At 44.8% G+C, this 23,652-nt stretch carries 25 protein-coding genes; 15 read left to right on the top strand and 10 right to left on the bottom strand.

Annotated elements, in window-relative coordinates:
• Positions 1 to 54 precede the first annotated feature (54 nt).
• The 4 genes from csdA to FIU99_RS13115 form a co-directional block, all read right to left on the bottom strand.
• On the bottom strand, positions 55 to 1,266 hold the full coding sequence (gene csdA, locus FIU99_RS13130) for a cysteine desulfurase CsdA (RefSeq protein ID WP_006957963.1): 1,212 nt from the start codon (positions 1,264 to 1,266) through the stop codon (positions 55 to 57).
• Positions 1,260 to 1,868, bottom strand: coding sequence for a DJ-1 family glyoxalase III (locus FIU99_RS13125; protein ID WP_006957962.1), 609 nt, complete (start codon positions 1,866 to 1,868; stop codon positions 1,260 to 1,262). Before FIU99_RS13125 ends, csdA begins: the two co-directional genes overlap by 7 nt.
• Positions 1,865 to 2,755 carry a 2-dehydropantoate 2-reductase gene (gene panE, locus FIU99_RS13120; protein WP_039951299.1) on the bottom strand — a complete coding sequence of 297 codons (891 nt, stop codon included), beginning with the start codon at positions 2,753 to 2,755 and terminating at the stop codon, positions 1,865 to 1,867. The genes FIU99_RS13125 and panE overlap by 4 nt, the downstream gene beginning before the upstream one ends.
• Positions 2,756 to 2,869: 114 nt before the next feature.
• Complete coding sequence (locus FIU99_RS13115; RefSeq protein ID WP_006957960.1) at positions 2,870 to 3,652, bottom strand: outer membrane protein OmpK; 783 nt, start codon at positions 3,650 to 3,652, stop codon at positions 2,870 to 2,872.
• A gap of 344 nt (positions 3,653 to 3,996) precedes the next feature.
• On the opposite strand from FIU99_RS13115, the gene FIU99_RS13110 reads away from it, so the two are divergent.
• The 3 genes from FIU99_RS13110 to FIU99_RS13100 all read left to right on the top strand — a co-directional run bounded on the left by FIU99_RS13110 (position 3,997) and on the right by FIU99_RS13100 (position 5,877).
• Entirely contained in the window at positions 3,997 to 4,566 is a 570-nt protein-coding gene (locus FIU99_RS13110) for an LON peptidase substrate-binding domain-containing protein (RefSeq protein ID WP_039951259.1), read from the top strand.
• A 67-nt stretch (positions 4,567 to 4,633) separates the two neighbouring features.
• Positions 4,634 to 5,218 (top strand): RNA polymerase sigma factor, encoded by a 585-nt coding sequence (locus FIU99_RS13105; protein WP_006957958.1) that lies wholly within the window; start codon positions 4,634 to 4,636, stop codon positions 5,216 to 5,218.
• Positions 5,215 to 5,877: a ChrR family anti-sigma-E factor gene (locus FIU99_RS13100; RefSeq protein ID WP_006957957.1), complete on the top strand. Its 663-nt coding sequence runs from the start codon at positions 5,215 to 5,217 to the stop codon at positions 5,875 to 5,877. The genes FIU99_RS13105 and FIU99_RS13100 overlap by 4 nt, the downstream gene beginning before the upstream one ends.
• Positions 5,878 to 5,924: 47 nt before the next feature.
• Here FIU99_RS13100 and FIU99_RS13095 read toward each other — a convergent pair whose 3' ends face one another.
• The 4 genes from FIU99_RS13095 to FIU99_RS13080 form a co-directional block, all read right to left on the bottom strand.
• Positions 5,925 to 7,310 (bottom strand): MFS transporter, encoded by a 1,386-nt coding sequence (locus FIU99_RS13095; protein ID WP_006957956.1) that lies wholly within the window; start codon positions 7,308 to 7,310, stop codon positions 5,925 to 5,927.
• A 95-nt stretch (positions 7,311 to 7,405) separates the two neighbouring features.
• Positions 7,406 to 7,951 (bottom strand): peptidylprolyl isomerase, encoded by a 546-nt coding sequence (locus tag FIU99_RS13090; protein WP_006957955.1) that lies wholly within the window; start codon positions 7,949 to 7,951, stop codon positions 7,406 to 7,408.
• Positions 7,951 to 8,520 (bottom strand): YajG family lipoprotein, encoded by a 570-nt coding sequence (locus FIU99_RS13085; protein WP_006957954.1) that lies wholly within the window; start codon positions 8,518 to 8,520, stop codon positions 7,951 to 7,953. The genes FIU99_RS13090 and FIU99_RS13085 overlap by 1 nt, the downstream gene beginning before the upstream one ends.
• A 51-nt stretch (positions 8,521 to 8,571) precedes the next feature.
• Positions 8,572 to 9,699, bottom strand: coding sequence for a methyltransferase (locus FIU99_RS13080; RefSeq protein ID WP_006957953.1), 1,128 nt, complete (start codon positions 9,697 to 9,699; stop codon positions 8,572 to 8,574).
• A gap of 138 nt (positions 9,700 to 9,837) precedes the next feature.
• Between FIU99_RS13080 and bolA the strand changes: the two genes are divergently transcribed.
• From bolA to nqrM, 9 genes are all read left to right on the top strand, one after another.
• Positions 9,838 to 10,146 (top strand): transcriptional regulator BolA, encoded by a 309-nt coding sequence (bolA, locus tag FIU99_RS13075; protein WP_006957951.1) that lies wholly within the window; start codon positions 9,838 to 9,840, stop codon positions 10,144 to 10,146.
• A 434-nt stretch (positions 10,147 to 10,580) separates the two neighbouring features.
• Entirely contained in the window at positions 10,581 to 11,921 is a 1,341-nt protein-coding gene (locus FIU99_RS13070; RefSeq protein ID WP_039951256.1) for a Na(+)-translocating NADH-quinone reductase subunit A, read from the top strand.
• A 5-nt stretch (positions 11,922 to 11,926) separates the two neighbouring features.
• Positions 11,927 to 13,171, top strand: a complete 1,245-nt coding sequence (locus FIU99_RS13065; protein WP_006957947.1) for an NADH:ubiquinone reductase (Na(+)-transporting) subunit B — start codon at positions 11,927 to 11,929, stop codon at positions 13,169 to 13,171.
• Positions 13,161 to 13,946, top strand: a complete 786-nt coding sequence (locus tag FIU99_RS13060) for a Na(+)-translocating NADH-quinone reductase subunit C (RefSeq protein WP_006957946.1) — start codon at positions 13,161 to 13,163, stop codon at positions 13,944 to 13,946. Before FIU99_RS13065 ends, FIU99_RS13060 begins: the two co-directional genes overlap by 11 nt.
• Positions 13,946 to 14,578, top strand: coding sequence for an NADH:ubiquinone reductase (Na(+)-transporting) subunit D (locus tag FIU99_RS13055; RefSeq protein WP_006957945.1), 633 nt, complete (start codon positions 13,946 to 13,948; stop codon positions 14,576 to 14,578). The genes FIU99_RS13060 and FIU99_RS13055 overlap by 1 nt, the downstream gene beginning before the upstream one ends.
• Positions 14,579 to 14,585: 7 nt before the next feature.
• Positions 14,586 to 15,182: an NADH:ubiquinone reductase (Na(+)-transporting) subunit E gene (nqrE, locus tag FIU99_RS13050; protein WP_006957944.1), complete on the top strand. Its 597-nt coding sequence runs from the start codon at positions 14,586 to 14,588 to the stop codon at positions 15,180 to 15,182.
• A 33-nt stretch (positions 15,183 to 15,215) separates the two neighbouring features.
• Positions 15,216 to 16,439, top strand: a complete 1,224-nt coding sequence (nqrF, locus tag FIU99_RS13045) for an NADH:ubiquinone reductase (Na(+)-transporting) subunit F (RefSeq protein WP_006957943.1) — start codon at positions 15,216 to 15,218, stop codon at positions 16,437 to 16,439.
• A gap of 146 nt (positions 16,440 to 16,585) precedes the next feature.
• Complete coding sequence (locus FIU99_RS13040) at positions 16,586 to 17,590, top strand: FAD:protein FMN transferase (protein ID WP_006957942.1); 1,005 nt, start codon at positions 16,586 to 16,588, stop codon at positions 17,588 to 17,590.
• Between the two features lie 20 nt (positions 17,591 to 17,610).
• Complete coding sequence (nqrM, locus tag FIU99_RS13035) at positions 17,611 to 17,865, top strand: (Na+)-NQR maturation NqrM (protein WP_006957941.1); 255 nt, start codon at positions 17,611 to 17,613, stop codon at positions 17,863 to 17,865.
• Between the two features lie 36 nt (positions 17,866 to 17,901).
• Here the strand turns inward: nqrM and FIU99_RS13030 are convergent, their stop codons facing one another.
• Positions 17,902 to 19,119: a diguanylate cyclase gene (locus FIU99_RS13030; protein WP_006957940.1), complete on the bottom strand. Its 1,218-nt coding sequence runs from the start codon at positions 19,117 to 19,119 to the stop codon at positions 17,902 to 17,904.
• Between the two features lie 156 nt (positions 19,120 to 19,275).
• On the opposite strand from FIU99_RS13030, the gene dinB reads away from it, so the two are divergent.
• Complete coding sequence (gene dinB, locus FIU99_RS13025) at positions 19,276 to 20,343, top strand: DNA polymerase IV (RefSeq protein WP_019277465.1); 1,068 nt, start codon at positions 19,276 to 19,278, stop codon at positions 20,341 to 20,343.
• Between the two features lie 6 nt (positions 20,344 to 20,349).
• On the opposite strand, the gene FIU99_RS13020 is transcribed toward dinB, so the two are convergent.
• Positions 20,350 to 22,281 (bottom strand): ATP-dependent DNA helicase RecQ, encoded by a 1,932-nt coding sequence (locus FIU99_RS13020; protein WP_152472302.1) that lies wholly within the window; start codon positions 22,279 to 22,281, stop codon positions 20,350 to 20,352.
• Positions 22,282 to 22,358: 77 nt separating this feature from the next.
• Here FIU99_RS13020 and FIU99_RS13015 point away from each other — a divergent pair, with 77 nt between their 5' ends.
• Both FIU99_RS13015 and FIU99_RS13010 read left to right on the top strand, forming a co-directional pair.
• The gene (locus FIU99_RS13015; RefSeq protein WP_006957937.1) at positions 22,359 to 22,835 is read left to right on the top strand and encodes a GreA/GreB family elongation factor; all 477 of its coding nucleotides are present in this window, start codon (positions 22,359 to 22,361) and stop codon (positions 22,833 to 22,835) included.
• Positions 22,836 to 22,891: 56 nt separating this feature from the next.
• Positions 22,892 to 23,635, top strand: coding sequence for a YggN family protein (locus tag FIU99_RS13010; protein ID WP_039951251.1), 744 nt, complete (start codon positions 22,892 to 22,894; stop codon positions 23,633 to 23,635).
• Positions 23,636 to 23,652 lie beyond the last annotated feature (17 nt).

Below are 23,652 nucleotides of genomic sequence, written 5' to 3'. Positions count from 1 at the left end.
TTTCTCGCTTTTAAAAAGGGTTGTCGTTTTGCGTCAACCCTTTTCTATTTCTCGCTAAAGCATATCTGCGGCTTTCTCTACAGCGGCGACCAGTTTGTCAACATCTTGCTGTGTATTGTAGATGGCAAAGGAAGCGCGCACGGTGCCTTTAACACCTAGTGCGTCCATTAGAGGGTGAGCACAGTGGTGGCCAGCACGAACGGCAACGCCTTGTTGGTCAAGTAATGTTGCGAGATCTTGGTGGTGCGCACCCTCAATGATAAACGATAGCACAGAAGCGTTGGCTTGATAGCCTAACACCCTAATGTCATCGATTTGAGATAGCCTTTGATTAGCATCCTGAACCAGGCTATGAATATGACTCTCTACATCGGTATGCTCAAAACTCTGATACCAGTTTATCGCTGTGGCTAACGCAATCGCACCTGCCACATTGGGGGTGCCTGCTTCGAATTTTCCTGGCAATTCGCTGAAAGTGGTTCCAGAAAACGACACCTTTTCGACCATTTTCCCCCCGCCGTGCCATGGAGGCATAGCATCAAGCAGCGACAATTTTCCGTATAAAACGCCAATACCCGCAGGTGCGTAGAGTTTATGCCCAGAAAAAACATAAAAGTCCGCTTCTAACGTTTTTACGTTAACAGCTTCATGAACAATACCCTGAGCACCATCGACAACCACTTTCGCTCCCACTTGATGCGCTTGAGCTATCACTGATTCAATCGGTAAACGCGTTCCCGTCACGTTGGTGATATGAGCCAGCGCCACCAGTTTGGTTTTATCGGAAAGCAAAGCTGAAAACGCCGCCATATCCCATTGGCAATCTGCGGTCATTGGCACTTTAATGACTTTTGCTCCAGTCTGCTCTGCGACAATTTGCCAAGGTACGATATTGGCATGGTGTTCCATTTCACTAACCAGAATCTCATCATCGGGCTGTAGTGTGTTACGAGCATATGTTTGTGCGATTAGGTTAAGCGCTTCTGTCGCTCCGCGTGTCCAGATGATTTCTTTGCTGCTCTCCGCACCGATGAAGGTTGCGACGGTTTGACGAGCGGTTTCAAAGTGGCTGGTTGCTTGCGCGGTCAGGCTGTGGCTACCACGGTGAACATTGGCATTTTGAGAGCGATAGTAGTCTGAAATTGCATTGATAACACAATCAGGTTTTTGTGTAGTTGCAGCACTATCGAGATACACCAGTTGTTCCCCATTAACGTTTTGAGTTAATGCAGGAAATTGTGAACGGATGGCATGAACGTCTAGCATGACTCAAGGCCACCTAGCTTGTGATATTGCAGAGTTGGAATCGTCACCATAGGTTCGGCAACCGTCCAAGCGTGTTCTTTTCCTGAAAGGTTAATGATGATTTCCATCGCAAATTCTAGTGCAGTACCGGGGCCTTGGCTGGTCAACAAGTTGTGATTAATATCGTAAGTGACGCGTTTAACTCGCCAATTTTCCTTACTGATATGAGATTCAAAACTAGGATGGCAGGTCATTAAAGCGTCAGGGTAAAGCTTATGGTGAGCCAGTACTAACGCTGGTGCGGCGCATATTGCGGCGACCAGCTTTCCTTCGTACATTTGTTGGCGAACTATCTCAACTAATACTGTACTGTCGCGAAACGTTTCTGCTCCTTCAACACCACCAGGCAAGATCACCGCATCGAATTCGTCATCGGCGATATCGACGAGTTTACAATCAGCAGTGAGCGTAACGCCTCTGGAAGCTTTCATTGTAAGCTGGCCAGCAAAATCAGCACTGGCCACAGTAACGTCGTAGCCAGCTCGTACCATCATGTCGATGATGGTGACGGCTTCCATTTCTTCTGTGCCCGGTGCAATCGGGACCAGTACTTTTTTATTCATTGTGATTTCCAGCTTTGTTCGATGTGATGGATCTGAGTGTATAGAGCTTGATTTTCAGGGACTTGAATATTATGAATTTTAGCCTGCTTCAGTAAGTAACCGGTAATAAAATCAATTTCAGATTTGCGTTGATAGTAAATATCTTGCTTCATAGAAGAGAAGTTTTCGGCAGTGGCACGGATCACTTGGTGAACCGTCGATTCCAACATAGACTTCTCGATAGGGATGGAGCAGGCGTTCATTACTTGAAAGACTTCTTCGATGACATTGGTAAGTTGGTTTTTATATTGCTCGGAAGCCAACTCACCGTTCTTAACTTGGAAAATAGCCGTTAACGGGTTGATTGCGCAGTTGACGGCCAGCTTAGACCACAAAGCATGCTCAATATTGTCACACCAAGTGACTTCTGGAAGCGCATGCTGCAAAACTGGTTGGAGAAAGTGGCATTGTTTCCCCGAACGATTGACACCACCTATTTGGGTTAAGCCTAAGCCAGTGTGCATGACTTGGTGTTTGGTGGGCTTATAGGCGCCATGAGTGGTTGTCGCAAGGAGCAAAGGGTTGCCAGGAAAAGTATCGTAAACCCAGTCTGCGGTCCCCATGCCATTGTGCATCAGAGTAATTATAGTTTCTGGAGCAATATGCGCTTTTAATGGCTCAAGTGCGCTCTTAACCTGCCACGCTTTTACTGTGACTAGTAACAAGTCAGCTTGCTTAATCGAAACGATATCTCGGTTATCAAATTGAATTGGCGGTAATTCATCAAGTTGTAGACTCATATGATGGTCTATTGAAGTAGACCACACAGCGACATTGTGCCCTGAAGTGGAGAGTTTAGTTGCCCATAGCGTACCAATAGCACCAGGGCCAAGAATTACGATATTCACACTGATTTGCCGAACAGATAATTTCCCACAAGGATAATCACCGTTTAAGCGAAAGCCAATAAAAAATGGCACCCGAAGGTACCATTTTTAAGGCAATGAAGTTCTTTTAGTGGCTTAGAACTTGTAAGTAACCGCTAGGTAGTTAGTTGCACCTGATGAACGGAAGCCCGGAGTATCTTCGATACCATAAACATCTTGGTAAAGTTTTAGGCCGTAACCAACAGCAAAGCGATCTGAGTGCCAGTAGATACCGTTAAACATTGCACCACCAGTTTTTGACGTAGAGTACTCGCTCTTCATGCCAAATTGGTAATCAATATAACCTTGGTAAGAAATGAATGAACCATTTTCAAAGAAGTAGAAAGGCTTAAACCAGTTGGTAGAAACCTGAAAACCGTTCCAGTCTTTCTTGTTCGAATCGTATGTGCTGTATAGGTTTAAGCCTACTTTACCAAACCATGGAACGTTTACGTCAGAACCAATACCTACTTTCTGAGTGTTTACACCTGAGTTACCACCCCATTCCATAAGTGTAGAAACATATAACTCTTGAACAGGACCGAAAGATAAGTCTTTACCAGTAAGTGCATCTAGAGACATACGCGGCGCAAACTTCATAAAGATCTTTTCTTTACCAGCTTTGTCGCTGCCTGGATCTGAGGTTAGGTTGAAAACATCCACGTAGCCGTATAGGTCGAATAGACCAGAGCGACCGCCAAATTCCATTTCTAGGTAATCATGCGTTGAGTTACCTGGTTTTTCGTTGAATGCACCCATTAGGTTGAACTGCATCCATTTGTAGTCATTCTTGTGGATATCGCCGTCGGAGTAATCAGCTGCCATTGCAGGTGCAGACATTGCTGCTACAACACCAAGAGCTAAAAGTGATTTGCGCATAGTGGGACTCTCTATGTTTATTCAATACCAAAGCTTATTCATATAGCCGTTGTTGCACAATCTGCGTTGTGCTTTTACTGGAGCGCATAATAACGATAAAAATCTCAATTAATAGTGATACGGAGTGTAAAAATACATAAAACTAGTGACTGAGATCTCATTAACGATCATTTTTTGGGAATGTAACGGAACTATAATTTTTTTGCACAGAAAGTGATATGGGTATCGTTTACGCAAGCGCTTGCGCTGATTTTTATGCTTGTCAAATAATCAACACGTTTAGTGATTGATCGAACTCTCACTTTTTACGTAATTAATTTTAAACTGATTAAGGGTGATTAATAGTGTCTGAGATTATGCTGTTTCCTCTAGGTTCAATTCTTCTCCCTGAAGGGAAAATGAAGCTCCGAATTTTTGAACCTAGGTACAAAAGACTAATAAAAGAAGCGAGTCAGTCCGATGGTACGTTCGGTATTTGCTTAGTTGAGCAGGATGAGTTGTCTTCCATTCCTCGACTGTCGTCGGTTGGATCTCTAGCGAAGATAGTCGACTTTGAATTGCTGGATGACGGGCTTTTAGGGGTGACAGTTGTTGGACTTAAATGCTTTGAAATAAAGAGAGTTAGAACGGAATTCGATGGGTTGAGAAAAGCGCGTGTCGAATGGCGTACAAGCTGGGAATTTTCTCAGTTGTCTGAGCAGCACAAATACTTGAGCGATCAATTGCGCACCGTGTACAAGCAGTTCCCTCAACTTGGAGAATTGTATGATCAACGATTCTTTGACGATGCAAGCTGGGTGAGCCAGCGTTGGCTTGAGCTACTTCCCGTCCCTCAGCATCAGTTTGATTTTCTCCTGAGACAAAAAGATTGCAATGAAGCAATAGAATTTCTCTCCCGATCGATTGAAAGCTAAACTTACAGAGTGATCCAATCACTTCTTTCGTACGTAAAACCCCAAAAGTGCTGACAAGGACCTGAACATGGCTTCTACGGACACGGAATCTTTTGCAAAACAAGACTGGCTCCTCTGTATGGAGAAAGTTAAAGATAAAGACAAAGCATCTTACGCGTTAGTCTTCAGGCATTTTGCACCACGTTTGAAACAGTTTACCTACAAGCACATGGGTAACGAGCAAGTGGCGTTAGAGCTAGTGCAAGAAACAATGACGACGGTATGGCAAAAAAGTCATTTGTTTGATGGGTCGAAAAGTTCGCTGTCTACTTGGATCTATACAATTGCTCGTAACCTATGTTTCGATACTCTTCGAAAGCAGCGTGGTAAAGATTTACACATCCATTCTGAAGACATATGGCCGAACGATTACTGTCCGCCAGACTTAGTTGAGCACTATGCGCCTGAACAAGAAATGCTTAAGGAGCAGGTCGTAAAATTTTTAGATGTCCTTCCTGACGCCCAGAAAAAAGTTGTTCAAGCAGTATATCTGGAGGAACTACCACATCAGCAGGTAGCTGATATGTACGATATTCCAGTCGGAACAGTGAAATCTAGGCTGAGACTTGCAGTTGAGAAGTTACGTCATTCAATAGAGGTAGAAAGATTATGAGCTATCATCCAAACCAGCATATGTTGCAGGCTTATGTTGAAGGCAGTCTGGATGCAGTCGATGGTTTTACTGTTGCCACTCATTTGGAGAGCTGCCCTACTTGTAAAAAACAGGTCCAGGAGTTGGAGAGTCGTTATGGTGAAGCGTTAATGTCGCTTGATGCTTTCGATGATAACAACTTCGACGATATGCTGAACGATATCTTGCAGACTGAACCTGCTCCAGAAAGCGCCCGACCAATCAGAAAACCAACAAGCATTGAAGTCAATGGTAAAACTTTTCAGCTGCCACTTTCTCTATCTCGATTCCGAGATAAGTTAGGAGAATGGAAAAGCTATGGTGGCAAGGTATATAGTGCACCAATCGACATTGGCGATAGCGTTAGAGTGAATCTAATGTACATTTCAGAAGATGTGAAGATACCTCAACATACGCACAAGGGAGTCGAGTCTACTTTGATACTGCATGGCGGGTTTAGTGATGAAGACGGTCATTATGAAGCAGGGGATTACCTCGTTAAAGATGCTTCAATTAAACACAGTCCTTACACGCAAAAAGGAGAGGACTGTTTGTGTCTTACCGTGTTGACGGAACCAATGATTTTCACCCAAGGGGTTGCGCGTATCTTTAACCTATTTGGTAAAGGCATGTACCCATAGAAATAACTTTAAAGTAAAAAGGCTTGGCATTTGCCAAGCCTTTCTTTTTATGAGGATGTTACTTCTTTAGCTTCTTCTTCATCTCGCTCTTTGGCTTTATTCAAAAGGTTCGTGAAGTAATGACGCAGTGAATAGAGCATAATTAAGCTCGGAATGACCATTAGTGAAGTGATGATAAAGAACAGTGACCAATCATCAAGGAAGTCAACCAACTCTCCACTGAATGAAGCTAATGTTGTTCGTCCAAAGTTCCCTAAGGAGGCCAACAACGCATATTGCGTCGCGGAGAATGCCTGGCCCGTGAGTACAGTGAGGAAAGAAACAAACGCAACGGTTGAGAATGCCGTTGTAAAGTTATCGACGATAATTGTGGCTAGGAACAAGTGCTCATTTGGTCCAACAGAGGCAATCCAAGCAAACATTAAGTTGCTGCCTGCCATGGCGATACCGCCAATCATCAAACCGCGTACGATGCCAAAACGAACGTTGAACATGCTGCCGACTAAGGTGAAGAGTATAGTTGCTCCCCAACCAATCAACTTAGAGTAATAGCCGATTTGTTCGTTGCTAAAGCCCACTTCTTTATAGAAGGCGATGGACATTCGACCCAAGAAGGCTTCGCCGATCTTAAACAGGAACACAAACAGCAATAGAGTTATTGCTACCTTGACACCATTGCGTTTAAAGAAATCGAGGAAAGGCTCAACCACAGTAACGCTTATCCAAGATGCAGTTTTAGAACCGACGATTTTGTTATGGCGAGCTTCCGCTTGTTGTTGGAGGGCTTCACGATTGGTTGTTGGTTCACCAACTAGCAGAGTAAACAGCATCAAGATGCCGACGATAGCTGCCATGCCATAGTACACACCATTCCAACCGATTGAGTCAGCATTGATGAAGGCTACGTAACCTGGTAGTGAATAGCCGGTCCACCAACCAATCACCGCCATCGCTGAGGCTTGAGGCAGCTTGGATGAATCGGATTTAGGGAAAGTATCGATACGGAATGCATCGATGGCGATATCCTGAGTTGCAGACGCAATTGCGATACCCAGCGCCAGCATAGATGTGAACATCAAGTTTTGTGAAGGGTCGACACCTGCAATAAACAAAGTGCTGACTAGCACCAATGACTGACAGAAAAAAATCCAACTACGGCGTTGGCCTAGTACTGCATGTAGAACCGGAAGCTTGACCCGATCCACGAGCGGAGCCCACAGAAAGTTAATTGCGTAAACCGCGAATACACTGCCGAAGTAGCCAATCGCTGCACGTGTTAAGCCAGCGTCTTTTAACCAACCCGACATGTTAGAGCCGATCAAAACCCATGGAAAGCCACTTGAGCAACCGAGCATAAACACCCATAGCAGGCGTTTATCATAATAACTACGAATCGTTTCTAGCCAAGACATTGAGGGAGAGTTGGCAGACATAAAGTCTTCCTTGTTCGTTTTATAGTGAGTGTTAAGTTAGGGAAAATAGGGTGAATTGAAAAGGCTCCAACTGGATAAGTAGGAGCCTTTTTAGATTATGGGAGTAAAGTCACTTTCGTTACGACAATAGGTGTTGCTGGAACATCACGGTAGCGGCCGACTGTTTTTGTGCGCTTTTTCGCCATTTGCTGTACTACGTCGAAACCCTTGGTTACTTTACCGAACACAGCGTAACCCGGTGGGCGCTGGTCGTAATCAAGAAAATTGTTATCAACATAGTTTATAAAGAATTGACGCGTTGCAGAATTAGGGTTGTTAGTCCTCGCCATAGCAACGGTGGCTGTTTCATTCTTTAGGCCATTAGACGCTTCATTTTTAATAGGCGCGTAAGTTGGTTTTTGCTTCATGTCTTGATCAAAACCACCACCTTGTGCCATAAAGCCCGGAATCACTCGGTGAAATTGGGTGCCTACATAGCTGCCGTCTTTGACATACTTAAGGAAGTTTTCCACTGTAACAGGGGCTTTTTCCTGATTGAGCTCAATCGTAAAAGCACCTAATGTGGTTTCAAATTCAACTTTAGGACCTGCAAACACCAGATTGCTGACTAACGCCAGTGAGGCAATAGCAACTTTCCACATTAGAAGCGCTCCTGCATGTAATTCTTCAACTCACGGTCGCTGGCGACTTCTTTCAGAACCAGGTTAATTACATCGTTAAGTACGATTTCGATTTCTTCGTTTGAAGCACTTAAAGCGCCTGTACGTTTAGCCGTGCCCGTGTAAGTCTTAACTAGCTTACCCTGAGGCGTCTCTGCTGTGACTTCAAGAACGACTTTTCCATCCATCTCGTTTTCCATCACTGAGTGTTTGACGGAAACCAATGCTTCTTGCACTTCAATCTTTACTGAGTTTTCACTGTTAACAGTGCTGCGGAAACCTTGAGATTGGAACTGTTCCAGTAACGCGTTTTCGATCGCGATACGCACATTTTGCTTAGAGTGAATTGGCTCAATGTTTGAGCGGCCACTATCTATTAGGGCTACATATTGAGCTGAACGTACGTCTTTACTTGTCAGAGTGAAACTTGCGTCTTTTACGATGTCGCTATTGCTCAGAACTGGCTGAGGCATAAAGTTGATCTGTTCTTGTTGCGGTGCGGCACACGCAGTAAGTAAGGCCATTGACGCGGCTAGAACCAATTTTCTCATTGTAATTTCCTTTAATCGTAACTCTATACGTATAAGAGACATGATAGTGAACTATTTAGTTGCTTGTAAAATAACAAATTTCTTATTTGAAGCGACAAGTTTTACGTTCGATTTTCCAAATAGCTTAGATAACTTCACATCGTAGCCGAGGTGACGGTTACCGATAACTAATAATTGCCCACCATTGCTGAGAACATGCTTTGCATCACAGAACATCTGCCATGCGATATGATCGGTAATGGCTTGTTGCTGATGGAAGGGGGGATTACAGACCACAACATTAGCGCTGGCGTTTTCAAATCCGTCCAAGCAGTTGTTGGGAAGGCATTCTATTTTTCTGTCTTCGCCAAGTGTGCGGGTTAAGTTTCTCTTGGCCGATTCGACGGCCATAAAACTTTCATCGACGCAAGTGAGCTGTATATTGGGGTTCAACATTCCCATCTTTACGGACAACACACCGTTGCCACATCCAAGGTCCACAACCTTTTCATCGCTGAGATTCTTAGGTAAGTGATCAAGCATAAATCGTGCACCCTGATCCAGCTTTTCGCCCGAATAGACATTAGGTAAGTTGTCGAGCGTGAAATGATGCTCGTCGATATTCCAGCGAGTTATAGGGTCTACAGAAACACTCGTCGAGATATCGGCCTGAGAGAAAACCAGACGATGCTTTTTCCATGCTAGAGATGTGGTTGTCGTACCTAGGTACTTTTCAAACAGATTTAATGTAGAAGTATGAATCTCTTTAGCTTTGTTTACCGCGATCACTGGTACCGAAGCATCGAGCCTTTGTCTTAGCTGACTCAACTGCCATATTAAGTGGCGGTTGTTTCGTGGGATTTGTATCAAAACGAAATCCACACCTTGAGGAATCTCTTCCATGGTGTGGAGCAAGGTGATATCACGGCAGTGGTTACGCTTGAGGTTGGAGAGTGTTCCTTGATGAGCAATGTAGGAATCGCTCATCATGGTGATCTGATGTTTCTCCGACAACCAACAGCTCAGCGCGCCAAAACTGTCATTCAGAATCAAAATGTGTTTGCCAGCGAGGCCAAGTTCTTCTATATGATTGATAAGGTATTCATCGCCAGCATCCCAGGCCTGAAGAGTTTCATTGTTGCGTTGAGGGAATCGATGCAAAGTTAAGGTGCGCTCATGGAGCACAAGTTCAGTTTTCATATTTGGAACGCTTGGGCAAATTCATGACGTAAATTGTCGCAGAAGGTAGGGCGTGTGAAAACTAAAACCTTTTGCTTTGCGTACAAGACGATTATTATCTGTTCTTTCATGTTGTTCATATTTAGATGGTGACACACAATGCTACAAGAAGTGATTGAAACTAAACTCCAAGAGCACTTCGAACCTGAATTTCTTAACGTGCTAAACGAAAGTTACATGCACAATGTTCCAGCAGGTTCGGAAAGTCATTTTAAAGTGGTGGTGGTCAGTGGCAAATTTGAAGGTCAACGTCTGATTGGGCGCCATCGTCAGGTTAATCACGTGCTGGCTGATGAACTCGCTAACCATATTCATGCTTTGTCGATGCACACATACACGCCATCGGAGTGGAAAGAGCAGAACGAGTTGGCTCCAGATAGCCCTATGTGTTTAGGCGGCTCTAAATAGTTGAAAGAAAAGAGGTGGCGTTTGCTGCCTTTTTTATTGGCTGTGATTTAAGTAAGCGTTAACAATGTAGAAACAAATAAACAGCTGAATTAGTTTTAACCAGAAATGTTTCACAATGTGAATAATTAAAAACAGCAAAGCCCGTGTGGTTATTGGCGATTGTGCGATGGTTCAAACTTATGACCAATACTTAGCCTTTTAAACTCAAATCCTTCGAAATATCTATCTGATTCCCTTCATTGGTCATGGCATAGACTTCTAAAAAGATGATAGACTATCGCACCTGATAAATCTCGACTAAATTTGTAGCGAGGTTTTTAATAGGATGTTGCGATTTTGGTGTTTTAAACTGCGCCAAAACCGGACACTAGTGTCGTGTCTAAAAGTTACGCAATCAAAGAATCTTTTTCCCGATAAAAGTAGTGCAAGTGCGTATGATTACAATAAAGAAGGGTCTGGACCTTCCTATCGCAGGAACTCCTACCCAGGTGATTAATGATGGTAAGACCATCAAGAAAGTCGCCTTGCTTGGCGAAGAGTACGTTGGCATGCGTCCTACTATGCATGTTCGCGTAGGCGATGAGGTAAAGAAAGCCCAAGTTCTTTTTGAAGACAAAAAGAACCCAGGTGTGAAATTTACTTCACCAGCAAGCGGTAAAGTGATCGAGGTTAACCGTGGCGCTAAACGTGTCCTTCAATCTGTAGTGATTGAAGTGGCAGGTGAAGAGCAGGTAACGTTCGATAAGTTTGAAGCCGGCCAACTAGCAGGTCTTGACCGTACCGCGGTTAAAACTCAGCTTGTTGATGCAGGTCTTTGGACAGCTTTACGTACTCGTCCGTTTAGCAAGGTTCCAGCAATTGAGTCTTCTACACAGGCTATTTTTGTAACTGCAATGGATACTAATCCGTTGGCAGCTCAGCCTGAGTTGGTCATCAATGAACAGCAAGATGCGTTCGTTGCTGGTTTGGATGTGCTTTCAACTCTGACAGACGGTAAGGTTTACGTGTGTAAATCTGGTACCAGTCTACCTCGTTCTTCTCAGTCAAATGTTGAAGAGCATGTTTTTGATGGCCCTCACCCAGCAGGTCTAGCTGGCACCCACATGCATTTCCTATACCCAGTAAATGCAAAAAACGTGGCGTGGAGCATCAACTACCAAGACGTTATTGCGTTCGGTAAGTTGTTCCTAACTGGTGAACTTTACACGGATCGTGTTGTATCTCTGGCTGGCCCAGTAGTGAACAACCCTCGTCTAGTTCGTACAACTCTAGGTGCAAACCTAGAAGATTTGACTGACAGCGAGTTAATGCCAGGTGAAGTTCGTGTGATTTCTGGTTCAGTACTGACAGGTACTCATGCAACTGGTCCTCACGCTTACCTAGGTCGTTACCACGTACAGGTTTCTGTATTACGTGAAGGTCGTGACAAAGAACTGTTTGGCTGGGCGATGCCTGGTAAGAACAAGTTCTCGGTAACCCGTGCTTTCCTTGGTCATATCTTCAAAGGTCAGTTGTTCAACATGACAACAACCACGAATGGTAGTGATCGTTCAATGGTGCCAATTGGCAACTATGAACGCGTATTGCCATTGGATATGGAACCAACTCTGCTACTTCGTGATCTATGTGCAGGCGACGTTGACAGTGCTCAAGCACTGGGTGCGCTAGAACTGGATGAAGAAGACCTAGCATTGTGTACCTTTGTATGTCCGGGCAAATACGAGTACGGTGCGTTACTTCGTGAATGCCTAGATAAGATCGAGAAGGAAGGGTAATTTTCATGGCTCTTAAAAAGTTTCTTGAAGACATCGAGCATCATTTTGAGCCTGGCGGTAAACATGAAAAATGGTTTGCCCTGTACGAAGCTGTAGCAACAGTTTTCTACACGCCAGGTCTTATCACAAAGAAAAGCTCGCACGTTCGTGATAGCGTTGACTTAAAACGTATCATGATCATGGTTTGGTTCGCCGTATTCCCAGCAATGTTCTGGGGTATGTACAACGCAGGTGGCCAAGCTATTGCAGCACTTAACCACATGTATGCTGGCGAGCAGCTAGCAGCAGTTATCGCAGGTAACTGGCATTACTGGCTAACCGAAATGCTTGGCGGCACTATTGCGGCTGATGCAGGAGTTGGCACTAAGATGCTACTGGGTGCGACCTACTTCCTACCGATTTACGCCACAGTGTTTATTGTTGGTGGTTTCTGGGAAGTGTTGTTCTGTATGGTGCGTAAGCACGAAGTTAACGAAGGCTTCTTTGTTACTTCTATCTTGTTCGCGCTAATCGTTCCGCCAACGCTGCCTCTATGGCAAGCGGCTCTAGGTATCACATTCGGTGTTGTGGTAGCGAAAGAGATCTTTGGTGGTACAGGTCGTAATTTCCTAAACCCCGCACTGGCTGGTCGTGCTTTCCTATTCTTCGCTTACCCAGCTCAAATCTCGGGTGACGTAGTCTGGACTGCTGCTGACGGTTTCTCAGGTGCTACTGCGCTTAGCCAATGGGCTCAAGGTGGTAACGGTGCTCTTGTTAACACAGTAACAGGTGCTCCTATCACTTGGATGGACGCGTTTATCGGTAACATCCCAGGTTCAATCGGTGAAGTATCGACTCTTGCCCTGATGATTGGTGCAGCGATGATCGTTTACATGCGAATCGCTTCGTGGCGAATCATTGCTGGTGTGATGATCGGTATGATTGCAACCGCAACGCTGTTCAACGTTATCGGTTCTGATACCAACCCAATGTTCAACATGCCATGGCATTGGCACCTAGTTCTAGGTGGTTTTGCATTCGGTATGTTCTTTATGGCGACAGACCCTGTATCCGCTTCATTTACCAATGGTGGTAAATGGTGGTACGGCGCGCTAATCGGCGTGATGTGTGTACTGATTCGTGTGGTTAACCCAGCTTACCCAGAGGGTATGATGCTGGCGATTCTATTCGCGAACCTGTTTGCACCTCTGTTCGACCATGTAGTTATCGAGAAGAACATCAAGCGGAGACAAGCACGCTATGGCAAGTAATAACGACAGCATTAAAAAGACGCTGGGTGTTGTTATCGGGTTGAGCCTTGTTTGTTCAATCATCGTTTCAACAGCCGCTGTTGGTCTGCGCGATCAGCAAAAAGCTAACGCTGTACTAGACAAGCAAACTAAGATTATCGAAGTTGCTGGTATTGAAACAGCGGGTAAGAAAGTACCTGAGCTATTCGCTGAGTACATTGAACCTCGTTTGGTTGACTTCAACACTGGTGACTTTGTTGAAGAAGCTGCAGATGGTTCTACAGCTGCAAACTATGATCAGCGCAAAGCAGCAAAAGACCCTTCAGAGTCAGTTAAACTAACTGGTGAAGAAGACAAGGCGAAAATCATCCGTCGTGCTAATACAGGTGTTGTATACCTAGTGAAAGACGGCAATGACGTGTCTAAAGTTATCCTGCCAGTTCATGGTAACGGTCTATGGTCTATGATGTACGCATTTGTTGCTGTTGAAACTGACGGTAACACTGTGTCTGGTATCACTTACTACGAGCAGGGTGAAACCCCTGGACTTGGTGGTGAAGTTGAGAACCCATCATGGCGTGCTCAGTGGGTCGGTAAGAAATTGTTTGACGACAACCACAAGCCAGCAATCAAGATCGTTAAAGGTGGCGCTCCAGAAGGTTCAGAGCATGGTATCGACGGCCTTTCAGGTGCAACACTAACTGGTAACGGTGTTCAAGGTACATTCGACTTCTGGTTAGGCGATATGGGCTTTGGTCCGTTCCTAGCAAAAGTTCGTGACGGAGGTCTGAACTAATGTCTAGCGCACAAAACATTAAAAAGAGCATTCTGGCGCCGGTGTTGGATAACAACCCAATCGCGCTACAGGTTCTTGGTGTATGTTCTGCTCTTGCAGTAACAACTAAACTAGAGACAGCATTTGTAATGACACTAGCGGTAACGTTTGTAACTGCGTTGTCAAACTTCTCTGTATCTCTAATCCGTAACCACATTCCTAACAGCGTTCGTATCATCGTTCAGATGGCGATCATTGCATCTTTAGTAATCGTGGTAGACCAAGTGCTAAAAGCATACCTATACGATATCTCTAAGCAGCTGTCGGTATTCGTAGGTTTGATCATTACGAACTGTATCGTAATGGGTCGTGCTGAAGCATTCGCTATGAAATCTGCACCTGTACCGTCACTTATTGATGGTATTGGTAACGGTCTTGGTTACGGCTTCGTTCTTATCACTGTAGGCTTCTTCCGTGAGTTGTTTGGCTCTGGCAAACTATTTGGTATGGAAGTTCTACCTCTAGTGAGCAATGGTGGTTGGTACCAGCCAAACGGTCTGATGCTTCTAGCACCATCTGCATTCTTCCTAATCGGCTTCCTTATCTGGGCAATCCGTATTCTGAAACCAGAACAAGTAGAAGCGAAGGAGTAAGGGCGTCATGGAACATTACATTAGTCTATTAGTTAAATCGATTTTCATCGAAAACATGGCTCTGTCTTTCTTCTTGGGTATGTGTACATTCCTTGCTGTATCTAAGAAAGTTAAGACGTCTTTCGGTCTTGGTGTTGCTGTTGTTGTGGTACTGACTATCGCAGTTCCGGTTAACAACCTAGTTTACAACCTTGTACTGAAAGAAAACGCTTTAGTGGAAGGTGTGGATCTTAGCTTCCTAAACTTCATCACCTTTATCGGTGTAATTGCTGCACTTGTACAGATTCTAGAGATGGTTCTTGACCGTTTCTTCCCACCTCTGTACAACGCGCTAGGCATCTTCCTACCGCTGATCACAGTAAACTGTGCGATCTTCGGTGGTGTATCTTTCATGGTACAACGTGACTACAACTTTGCTGAATCTGTTGTTTACGGCTTCGGTTCAGGTGTGGGTTGGATGCTAGCTATCGTTGCTCTTGCAGGTATCCGTGAGAAGATGAAGTACTCTGACGTGCCCCCTGGTCTGCGTGGTCTTGGTATCACTTTTATCAGTGTAGGTCTTATGGCGTTAGGCTTTATGTCTTTCTCTGGTGTTCAACTGTAAGTCGGGTAAACCGCAACAATTAAGGAATAGTCAATGGACATTATTCTTGGTGTAGTGATGTTTACTCTGATCGTACTTGCGCTAGTACTAGTGATTCTTTTCGCTAAGTCTAAGCTTGTACCAACAGGTGACATTACAATTTCTGTAAACGATGACCCTTCACTGGCGATCGTTACACAGCCAGGCAGTAAGCTTCTGGGTGCTCTAGCTGGTGCTGGTGTATTCGTATCTTCTGCTTGTGGTGGCGGTGGCTCATGTGGTCAGTGTCGCGTAAAAGTTAAATCAGGTGGTGGCGATATCCTACCTACCGAGCTTGACCATATTACTAAAGGTGAAGCACGAGAAGGTGAGCGTCTAGCGTGTCAGGTTGCAATGAAAACTGACATGGACATCGAACTCCCTGAAGAAATCTTCGGTGTTAAGAAGTGGGAATGTTCTGTTATCTCTAACGATAACAAAGCAACATTCATCAAAGAACTTAAGCTACAAATCCCGGATGGCGAATCAGTACCTTTCCGTGCTGGTGGTTACATCCAGATTGAAGCACCAGTTCACCACGTGAAATACGCTGACTACGATATCCCTGAGGAATACCGTGAAGACTGGGACAAGTTCAACCTGTTCCGTTACGAGTCTAAGGTAAACGAAGAGACTATCCGTGCTTATTCAATGGCGAATTATCCGGAAGAAGAAGGCATCATCATGCTGAACGTCCGTATCGCTACACCGCCGCCAAACAACCCAGACGTACCACCAGGCATTATGTCTTCGTACATCTGGTCTCTGAAAGAAGGCGATAAGTGTACGATTTCGGGTCCATTTGGTGAGTTCTTCGCGAAAGATACTGACAATGAAATGGTATTCGTTGGTGGTGGTGCAGGTATGGCGCCGATGCGTTCACATATCTTTGACCAGCTTAAGCGTCTGAAGTCTTCTCGTAAGATGTCATTCTGGTACGGTGCTCGTTCTAAGCGCGAAATGTTCTATGTAGAAGATTTCGACGGCCTGCAAGCAGAAAACGACAACTTCGTATGGCACTGTGCTCTATCCGATCCAATGCCTGAAGATAACTGGGATGGCTACACTGGCTTCATCCACAACGTACTGTACGAAAACTACCTGAAGGACCACGAAGCGCCTGAAGATTGTGAGTACTACATGTGTGGTCCACCAATGATGAACGCAGCTGTTATCGGCATGCTAAAAGATCTTGGTGTTGAGGATGAGAACATCCTACTCGATGACTTTGGTGGTTAATTTCCCTAAGTGATTGAAATATATGGCTGACTCGTAAGAGTCAGCCATTGTTTTTTCCTGCTATTCATTTTTTAAATGGCCATAGTCGATGCGCTCTTAAACAGAGTCATGTGCTATTTCCGTTTCTCTTATAAGGAGTCTAACAAGTGAAAAAGTGGCTTGTTGCATTTGCTTCTCTATTGGTTCTTGCCGGCTGTGAAAAGCCCGTAGAACAGATTCACCTAAGTGGCCCGACAATGGGTACCACTTACAATATCAAATACATAGAGTCTGAGGGTATCCCATCGCCAGAGGCCCTACAAAAAGAAGTTGACCGCTTGCTGGAAGAAGTGAATGACCAGATGTCGACTTACCGAAAAGATTCCGAATTGAGCCGCTTCAATCAAAACCAAACATCAACGCCATTCGAAGTGTCACCACAAACTGCCACCGTTGTGAAAGAAGCCATTCGTTTGAACGGTCTTACTTTAGGCGCCTTAGATGTTACTGTCGGCCCACTAGTTAATTTATGGGGCTTTGGACCTGAAGCACGTCCTGAAGTGGTGCCAACGGATGAAGAGCTGGCAGCACGTAAGGCCAATACAGGCATTCAACATTTGACGGTAGAAGGTAATCTGCTGACTAAGGACATCCCAAACCTGTATGTTGATCTTTCAACAATTGCAAAAGGCTGGGGGGTAGACGTTGTTGCGGACTATATTCAATCACAAGGCATCCAAAATTACATGGTCGAAGTCGGTGGTGAGATGCGCCTTAAAGGTGTCAATCGTGAAGGCGTTAAATGGCGTATCGCGATTGAAAAACCTTCTGCTGACGAACGTGCTGTGCAGGAGATTATCGAGCCGGGCGATATGGCAGTTGCCACTTCTGGTGATTATCGTATCTATTTTGAGCGTGATGGTGTACGTTACTCGCACATCATTAATCCTCAGACTGGGAAACCAATCCGTCATAAAGTTGTGTCTGTGACGGTACTAGACAAGTCGTCGATGACTGCTGACGGTCTAGCAACAGGGTTGATGGTGCTTGGCGAAGAGCAGGGAATGAAGATAGCCAACGAGAATAATATCCCTGTGTTTATGATCGTTAAGACCGAAGATGGATTTAAAGAAATGGCATCGGAAGCGTATAAGCCATTTATGAATAAATAATACCAAGTGAGCATGTCATTATGAGTACATTTCTGATTACTTTCGGCATTTTTATTGCCGTTATCGCAGCCATGTCTGTCGGCTACATTTTCCAGAAGAAGGTGGTGAAAGGCAGTTGTGGTGGTCTTGGTGCTGTGGGCGTTGACAAGGTGTGTAATTGCCCTGAACCGTGTGATGCTCGTAAAAAACGAGAAGCTCGCGAAGCTTTGAGAGCAGAAAAGCTTGCTGCTCGTGAAGAAAAACTGGCAGCGTGGGAAAAAGACCGTATTGCTTAATCGAACACAAAGCCCGGAGTCCAATCCGGGCTTTGTTTATTCTGTCGCGATAATTTGATTGCGGCCGTGTTCTTTGGCGGTATAAAGACAATCGTCTGCCAATTTAATTTGCTGTTCCAAAGTACCTTCTAAACTGCATACACCGATACTGATCGTTAGCGTGATGTCTTGACCATTATGTTTAATGATCGAATTCTCTATTCTCTGGCGCATTTTCTCTAGGCGAGTGATAAATTCATCCAGTGTTGAGTATGACTGCACGCAAAACTCTTCCCCTCCAAAGCGCACAACCACATCTTCCGGAAAGTAGATTTTCAATATATTGGCGATGGTTTTTAGTGCAGCGTCTCCGCCATCATGGCCGAAAGTATCATTGACGGATTTAAAGTGGTCGATATCCAGCATAGCGATGTATCTGGCACTGCCTTCGGTACAAGATTGATTGAAGAGAAAACGACGGTTCCAAAGACCAGTCAGGGTATCCTGATTAGCAAGTTTGTAGAGCTCGTCGGTAGCTTCTTTCATATCAAGGAGTTGATTGACTCGGCAAAAAAATTCTTCTTGGTTAAACGGTTTGTGTAAAAAGTCATTGGCGCCAGCTTTAAGAAACCTAGCGGTTAGCGTTCTGTCGCCACTACCCGATAGCCCTAATATAGCGAGGCTATTCTTATCGTACATTTGCCTAATCTCTCGCGTCATTACAATACCGTCTTTGCTGGGCATATCATGGTCGGTAATGATGAAGGTAATATCTGGAGTTTCCGCGAGTTTATGTAGTGCGTCCGAGCCGTTTTGCGCTTGAGTCGTTCGAATGTACTGATGTTCAAGCAATTGCGCAACATGCTTTCGAACAGTTGGAGAGTCATCAACTACCAGAGCATGATGATTAACATTGTTCATCAATCGAGTTGCCAACGGCAGTAAGTACGACACGGAAGCCATACTGTCTTTAAGTAGATAATCCATCACGCCTTTGGCAATAAAACGTTCACGAATCTGATCGCTAAAGGTCGCAGTGAGTACGATAACCTTTTGTTTATTATCTAAAACAAGATCAATGACTTCGCCATCCTGTGCGTCAGGCAAGCAGTAATCCAGCACAGCAAAATGGAAGTTGTGATGCTCATCTAGCGCTTTTTGAGTCTCTGCGTATGATTCACACCCAACGACGTCACAGCCAATAGTCGTCAACTGCTGTGTCAAATAGTTGCGATAGGCACGGCTGTCTTCGACCACCAACACTTTATGGTTCACCTGAGTCCTCCTTATCGCAACTTATAAATTAATAATAACTGCATATTTTGATACTTCTATTAGAAATGCGGAAAAAGTTTCGCTCTTCTTACGACTGTTGGCGAGTAGAGAGAGAAAAGTTATACTGTATTTATGTACAGTTTTTTATGTGTGGTTATGTCCGACGAAAAAGTAAGAAAGATCATTCATGTTGATATGGACTGCTTTTATGCTGCGGTGGAGATGCGTGATAACCCGAGCTATCGCGGAAGGCCATTAGCCGTTGGTGGGCATGAAAAACAACGTGGCGTTCTGAGTACTTGCAACTATGAAGCGAGAAAGTTTGGCATCCGAAGTGCGATGCCTACTGGGCAGGCGTTAAAATTGTGTCCTCACCTTCTGGTTGTTCCAGGGCGTATGCAAGTGTACAAACAAGCTTCTCAGCATATTCGTGAGATTTTCTCTCGCTACACGACATTGATTGAGCCTTTGTCCTTGGATGAAGCCTTTTTGGACGTGACGGATTCTGAGCAGTGTCAGGGCTCAGCAACGTTAATTGCAGAAGCAATCCGGCGAGATATTTTTAATGAACTTCAGCTAACGGCGTCGGCTGGTGTTGCTCCGGTAAAGTTTCTAGCAAAGGTCGCTTCGGATATGAATAAGCCCAATGGGCAGTACGTGATACCGCCGGAAAAAGTCCAGCAGGTTGTTGATAAACTACCACTAGAAAAAATTCCCGGTGTGGGAAAGGTGAGCTTAGAAAAATTGCATCAGGCAGGTTTTTATCTCTGTGAGGATGTAAAAAACAGTGATTACCGTGAGCTGTTATTACGCTTTGGTCGATTAGGTGCCTCTCTGTGGAAGAAGAGCCATGGTATTGACCGGCGAGAGGTAGTGGTAGAACGTGAACGAAAATCGGTCGGTGTTGAGCGCACTTTCAGCGAAAATATCAGTACTTATGACGAGTGTTGGCAGGTGATTGAACATAAGCTCTTTCCTGAGTTGGAAACACGACTGATCAAAGCCTCTCCTGAGAAAGCCATTATCAAGCAGGGTATCAAACTCAAGTTTGCGGATTTTCAGCTCACCACGATTGAACACATACACCCTGAACTTGAGCTGGATTACTTCAAAGATTTATTGCGTGATATTCTTAAACGCCAGCAAGGGCGCGAGATTCGGCTATTAGGCTTAAACGTGATGCTTAAGCCTGAAGAGCAAACCAAACAGCTGAGCTTTTTCTGACGCCAACTAAAGTGACTCAATTTCGCTCAGCACTTGCTGATATGGATGTTCACTGAGTTTGCCAAACCCAGCTAAGCTGCGCGCTTTAACTTTGGTAAACCAAGGGGTAGCTATGCCGCACAGGAACTTCGTTTTAAGATTGTTGGATAATGGCGAGGCGGATTTACCTTGAAGAGGAGCCAACCAGTCAGCAATCTGTTCGCGATCTAATTGTGGGTTTAGCGCATCTGGCCAAGCATGTTGTTCTCCACGACATACGCTACAGTGGCCACACTGCTCAGGGGCTTGGCTGTCTGAAAAGTAGTTTGCTAACGCCTTACTCAAACAGTGTTTGGATTTGAACAACGCTAACAGGTTGTGAATACGTTCCACGTCACTGCGCTCTTTGTTGTTAAACAGTTGCCAAAGCTGCTCACTGAGGTCTTCGATAGATTGTTGAGGTGGGCTGACCCGATACACTTCGGTCATTAACTTGCTTTCCAGTTCAATCCATCCGTTTTGGTGGAAATAATCTAGTGCGGCGACAGCACGCGAGCGCTCGCCTTGGTAGCTTTGCCACAGAGCGTCAAAATCAACCTGGCACCAGAGTCTGGCTTGCGGTGAACAGTGGAACAACGCTTCACTAAATTGGCGCCTCTCGCCATCGAAGTGTTCAATAATATCCTGCTTAGGCCTAATGAATTTGAAGCGATAATCGGCGAAGTAACTGTATTGGGCGGTGATGACCTTAGCCATCTCCATGTACACGAGCAATGTTTTCAGTGGCAACTGACGAATATTACTGTCAGAGGAAAGACGAGAGATCACCACTTCCCAGTTTTGCTCTGATGCAACGGCTTGCTGAATGACGTTATGGATTTCATCGTATTCAGGTGTATCGCCGTAGACAAAATTTTCCAACGTACATACACCGTCCTCATTGGCGAGCAAAATGCATTGTGAAGTTTGTCCGTCTCGACCTGCTCGGCCAATTTCTTGCGCGTAGTTTTCAATTGATTTAGGTAAATCAAAATGAATCACACGGCGGATATCCGATTTATCCACTCCCATACCAAAAGCGATGGTAGCGGCAATGCAATCTGTCTGACCAGACATAAAGTTCTGCTGAATTCGTTCTCGGGTTTCACTGTCTAGTCCCGCGTGATAAGCCGTGGCTTTAACGCCTTGTTCGGCAAGTAACTTGGCAATACGCTCGGCACTGTTCTGCTGAGTTACGTAAACAATGGTAGGTAACTTTGGATTTTGGCTGATGAACGATAACAAGGCGTCATCTTTTTCTGCTTGCGAACAGGGCATGACTGAAATGTCCAGATTAGGTCGATAAAACCCAGTGACCGTAATGTCATGCGGCGCTATGTTGAATTTCTTACTCATGTCATCCAATACTGCTTGCGTTGCCGTTGCGGTCAAAAGGAGAACTTGAGGAATCGCGAGTTCTTGTTGAAACTGAGGAAGCTTTAGGTAGTCAGGGCGAAAATTGTGCCCCCATTCTGAGATACAGTGCGCTTCATCGACAACCAATTGCGAGATACTGAGCTGAGATAAAAAGTGACGAAAACGCTCATTTTTCAGTCGTTCGACAGACACCATTAGGATCTTCACATCGCCATTACGCACTTGCGCCATGATCCGTTGGACTTCTTCCTTGCTTTGGCTGGAGTTGAGAGAGGCTGCCGCGATCCCTTTGCTGTGCAGGAATTCGAGCTGATCTTTCATCAATGCTAGTAGAGGAGAAATGACTAAGGTCAGGTGTGGTAAACATAAAGCAGATAGCTGATAACAAAGAGATTTTCCTGAACCTGTCGGGAAAATAGCCGCACAGGACTTGCCATCCAAAACCTTATCTATTACTTGATATTGCCCGTCTCTGAGTTGCTCAAAGCCGAAAGCGGTGCGTAATGTAGCGTGGATTTTATCTTGGTTGCCTGATGTTTGCATTTGCCTGTTACCAGTATGACGAGAGTGCCTGACGTAGTATTCTAGAGGGATTAGACGGGAAGGAACATGATTTTAGTATGAATAAATCGGAGTTACTGCAAACCATATTGACTGCGATGCAACACTCTCTTGAAGTGGCCAACAATGCTACTCAACGTGCGATTGAATCTGCCACTGATGAAGAAACTGTTCCAGAGCACAAATATGATACTTTGGCGCTGGAGGCATCCTACCTTGCTCATGGACAGGCCATGCGTGTACAGGAATGCGAACGAGATCTGGATGTCATGGCTCATCTTCAACTACCACAGCAATCAGAGCGAATCACTCTTGGTAGTCTGGTTTCTTTAATTGATCTTGAGGATAACCGTCGATGGTTTTTTGTTGCGCCTTGCACGGGTGGTTTGAAAGTCCAGCATCAGCAACAAGAAGTCATGTTAGTCACGTTCGATTCACCACTTGGCTTTGCTATGAAAGGTAAGTCTATGGGGGATGAAGTAGAGTATCAGGTCGCGACAACCACCTTTAGCTATGAGGTAGATACGATAATTTGACGCAAGTGCGTTGAGTTTTTGTTAGGGTAGCGAAGAGTCAATACGGTGAGATTAAAATGAAACGAGTACTAATGACCATCCCGTTGCTGATGGCGAGTCAGGTATACGCAGCTCAATGTCAGGTCGATTTGAAAAATGATATCCGCATTAATGGTGAGACGTTAGAGATCCATCAAGTCAGTGGTGACAGTGCGATTGTGAATGCTGATAACACCTTGACTATTCATGGAGAGGTCATCCCTTTAGATGCGTCACAGCAGCAAGCGATCGCTGACTATCGCAGCAATTTAAATGATTACTTGCCACGAGCAAAGCAGATTGCTCAAGATGGTCTGGCTTTGACGAACGACATTATTGATGATGTTGGCCAAAGTTTCGATGCGCCGGAAGCTTTCGACAGTGTGAAAGCCTCCATGCAGCAGTTTTACGCCGACATCGAAGCTCGTTATTACCAAAATGGCGATTTGGTTTTACCAGCGGACAGCTTTGGCTCACTGCGCGAAACGTGGGCGGAAGATTTTGAAAGCGCGAAGAAGTTGTTCAATGAAGAGTTCATCACCAGTGCATTCAATGCGATGTCGGAAAAAATGAAAGCGGAAGGTGGTCTGAATCTGACAGAGATGGCGGATACTATGAGTGAGCTGAAAGAGCGAATTGCAAAAAGACTTGAAGAACACTCCGTCGACGTGGAGAAACAGAGTCAGGAATTCTGTGACTCACTTGATAATATGGCTGAGCAAGAGCAGGAATTACATAAGAAAATTCCACAGCTAAAAGATTATCAGATTTTCACTATTTAAATCCCGGTAAGAGAAGA

It is taken from the genome of Vibrio sp. THAF64 (assembly GCF_009363455.1).
Classification (GTDB): domain Bacteria; phylum Pseudomonadota; class Gammaproteobacteria; order Enterobacterales; family Vibrionaceae; genus Vibrio; species Vibrio coralliilyticus.
This window is presented reverse-complemented; position numbering and strand designations above follow the sequence as displayed.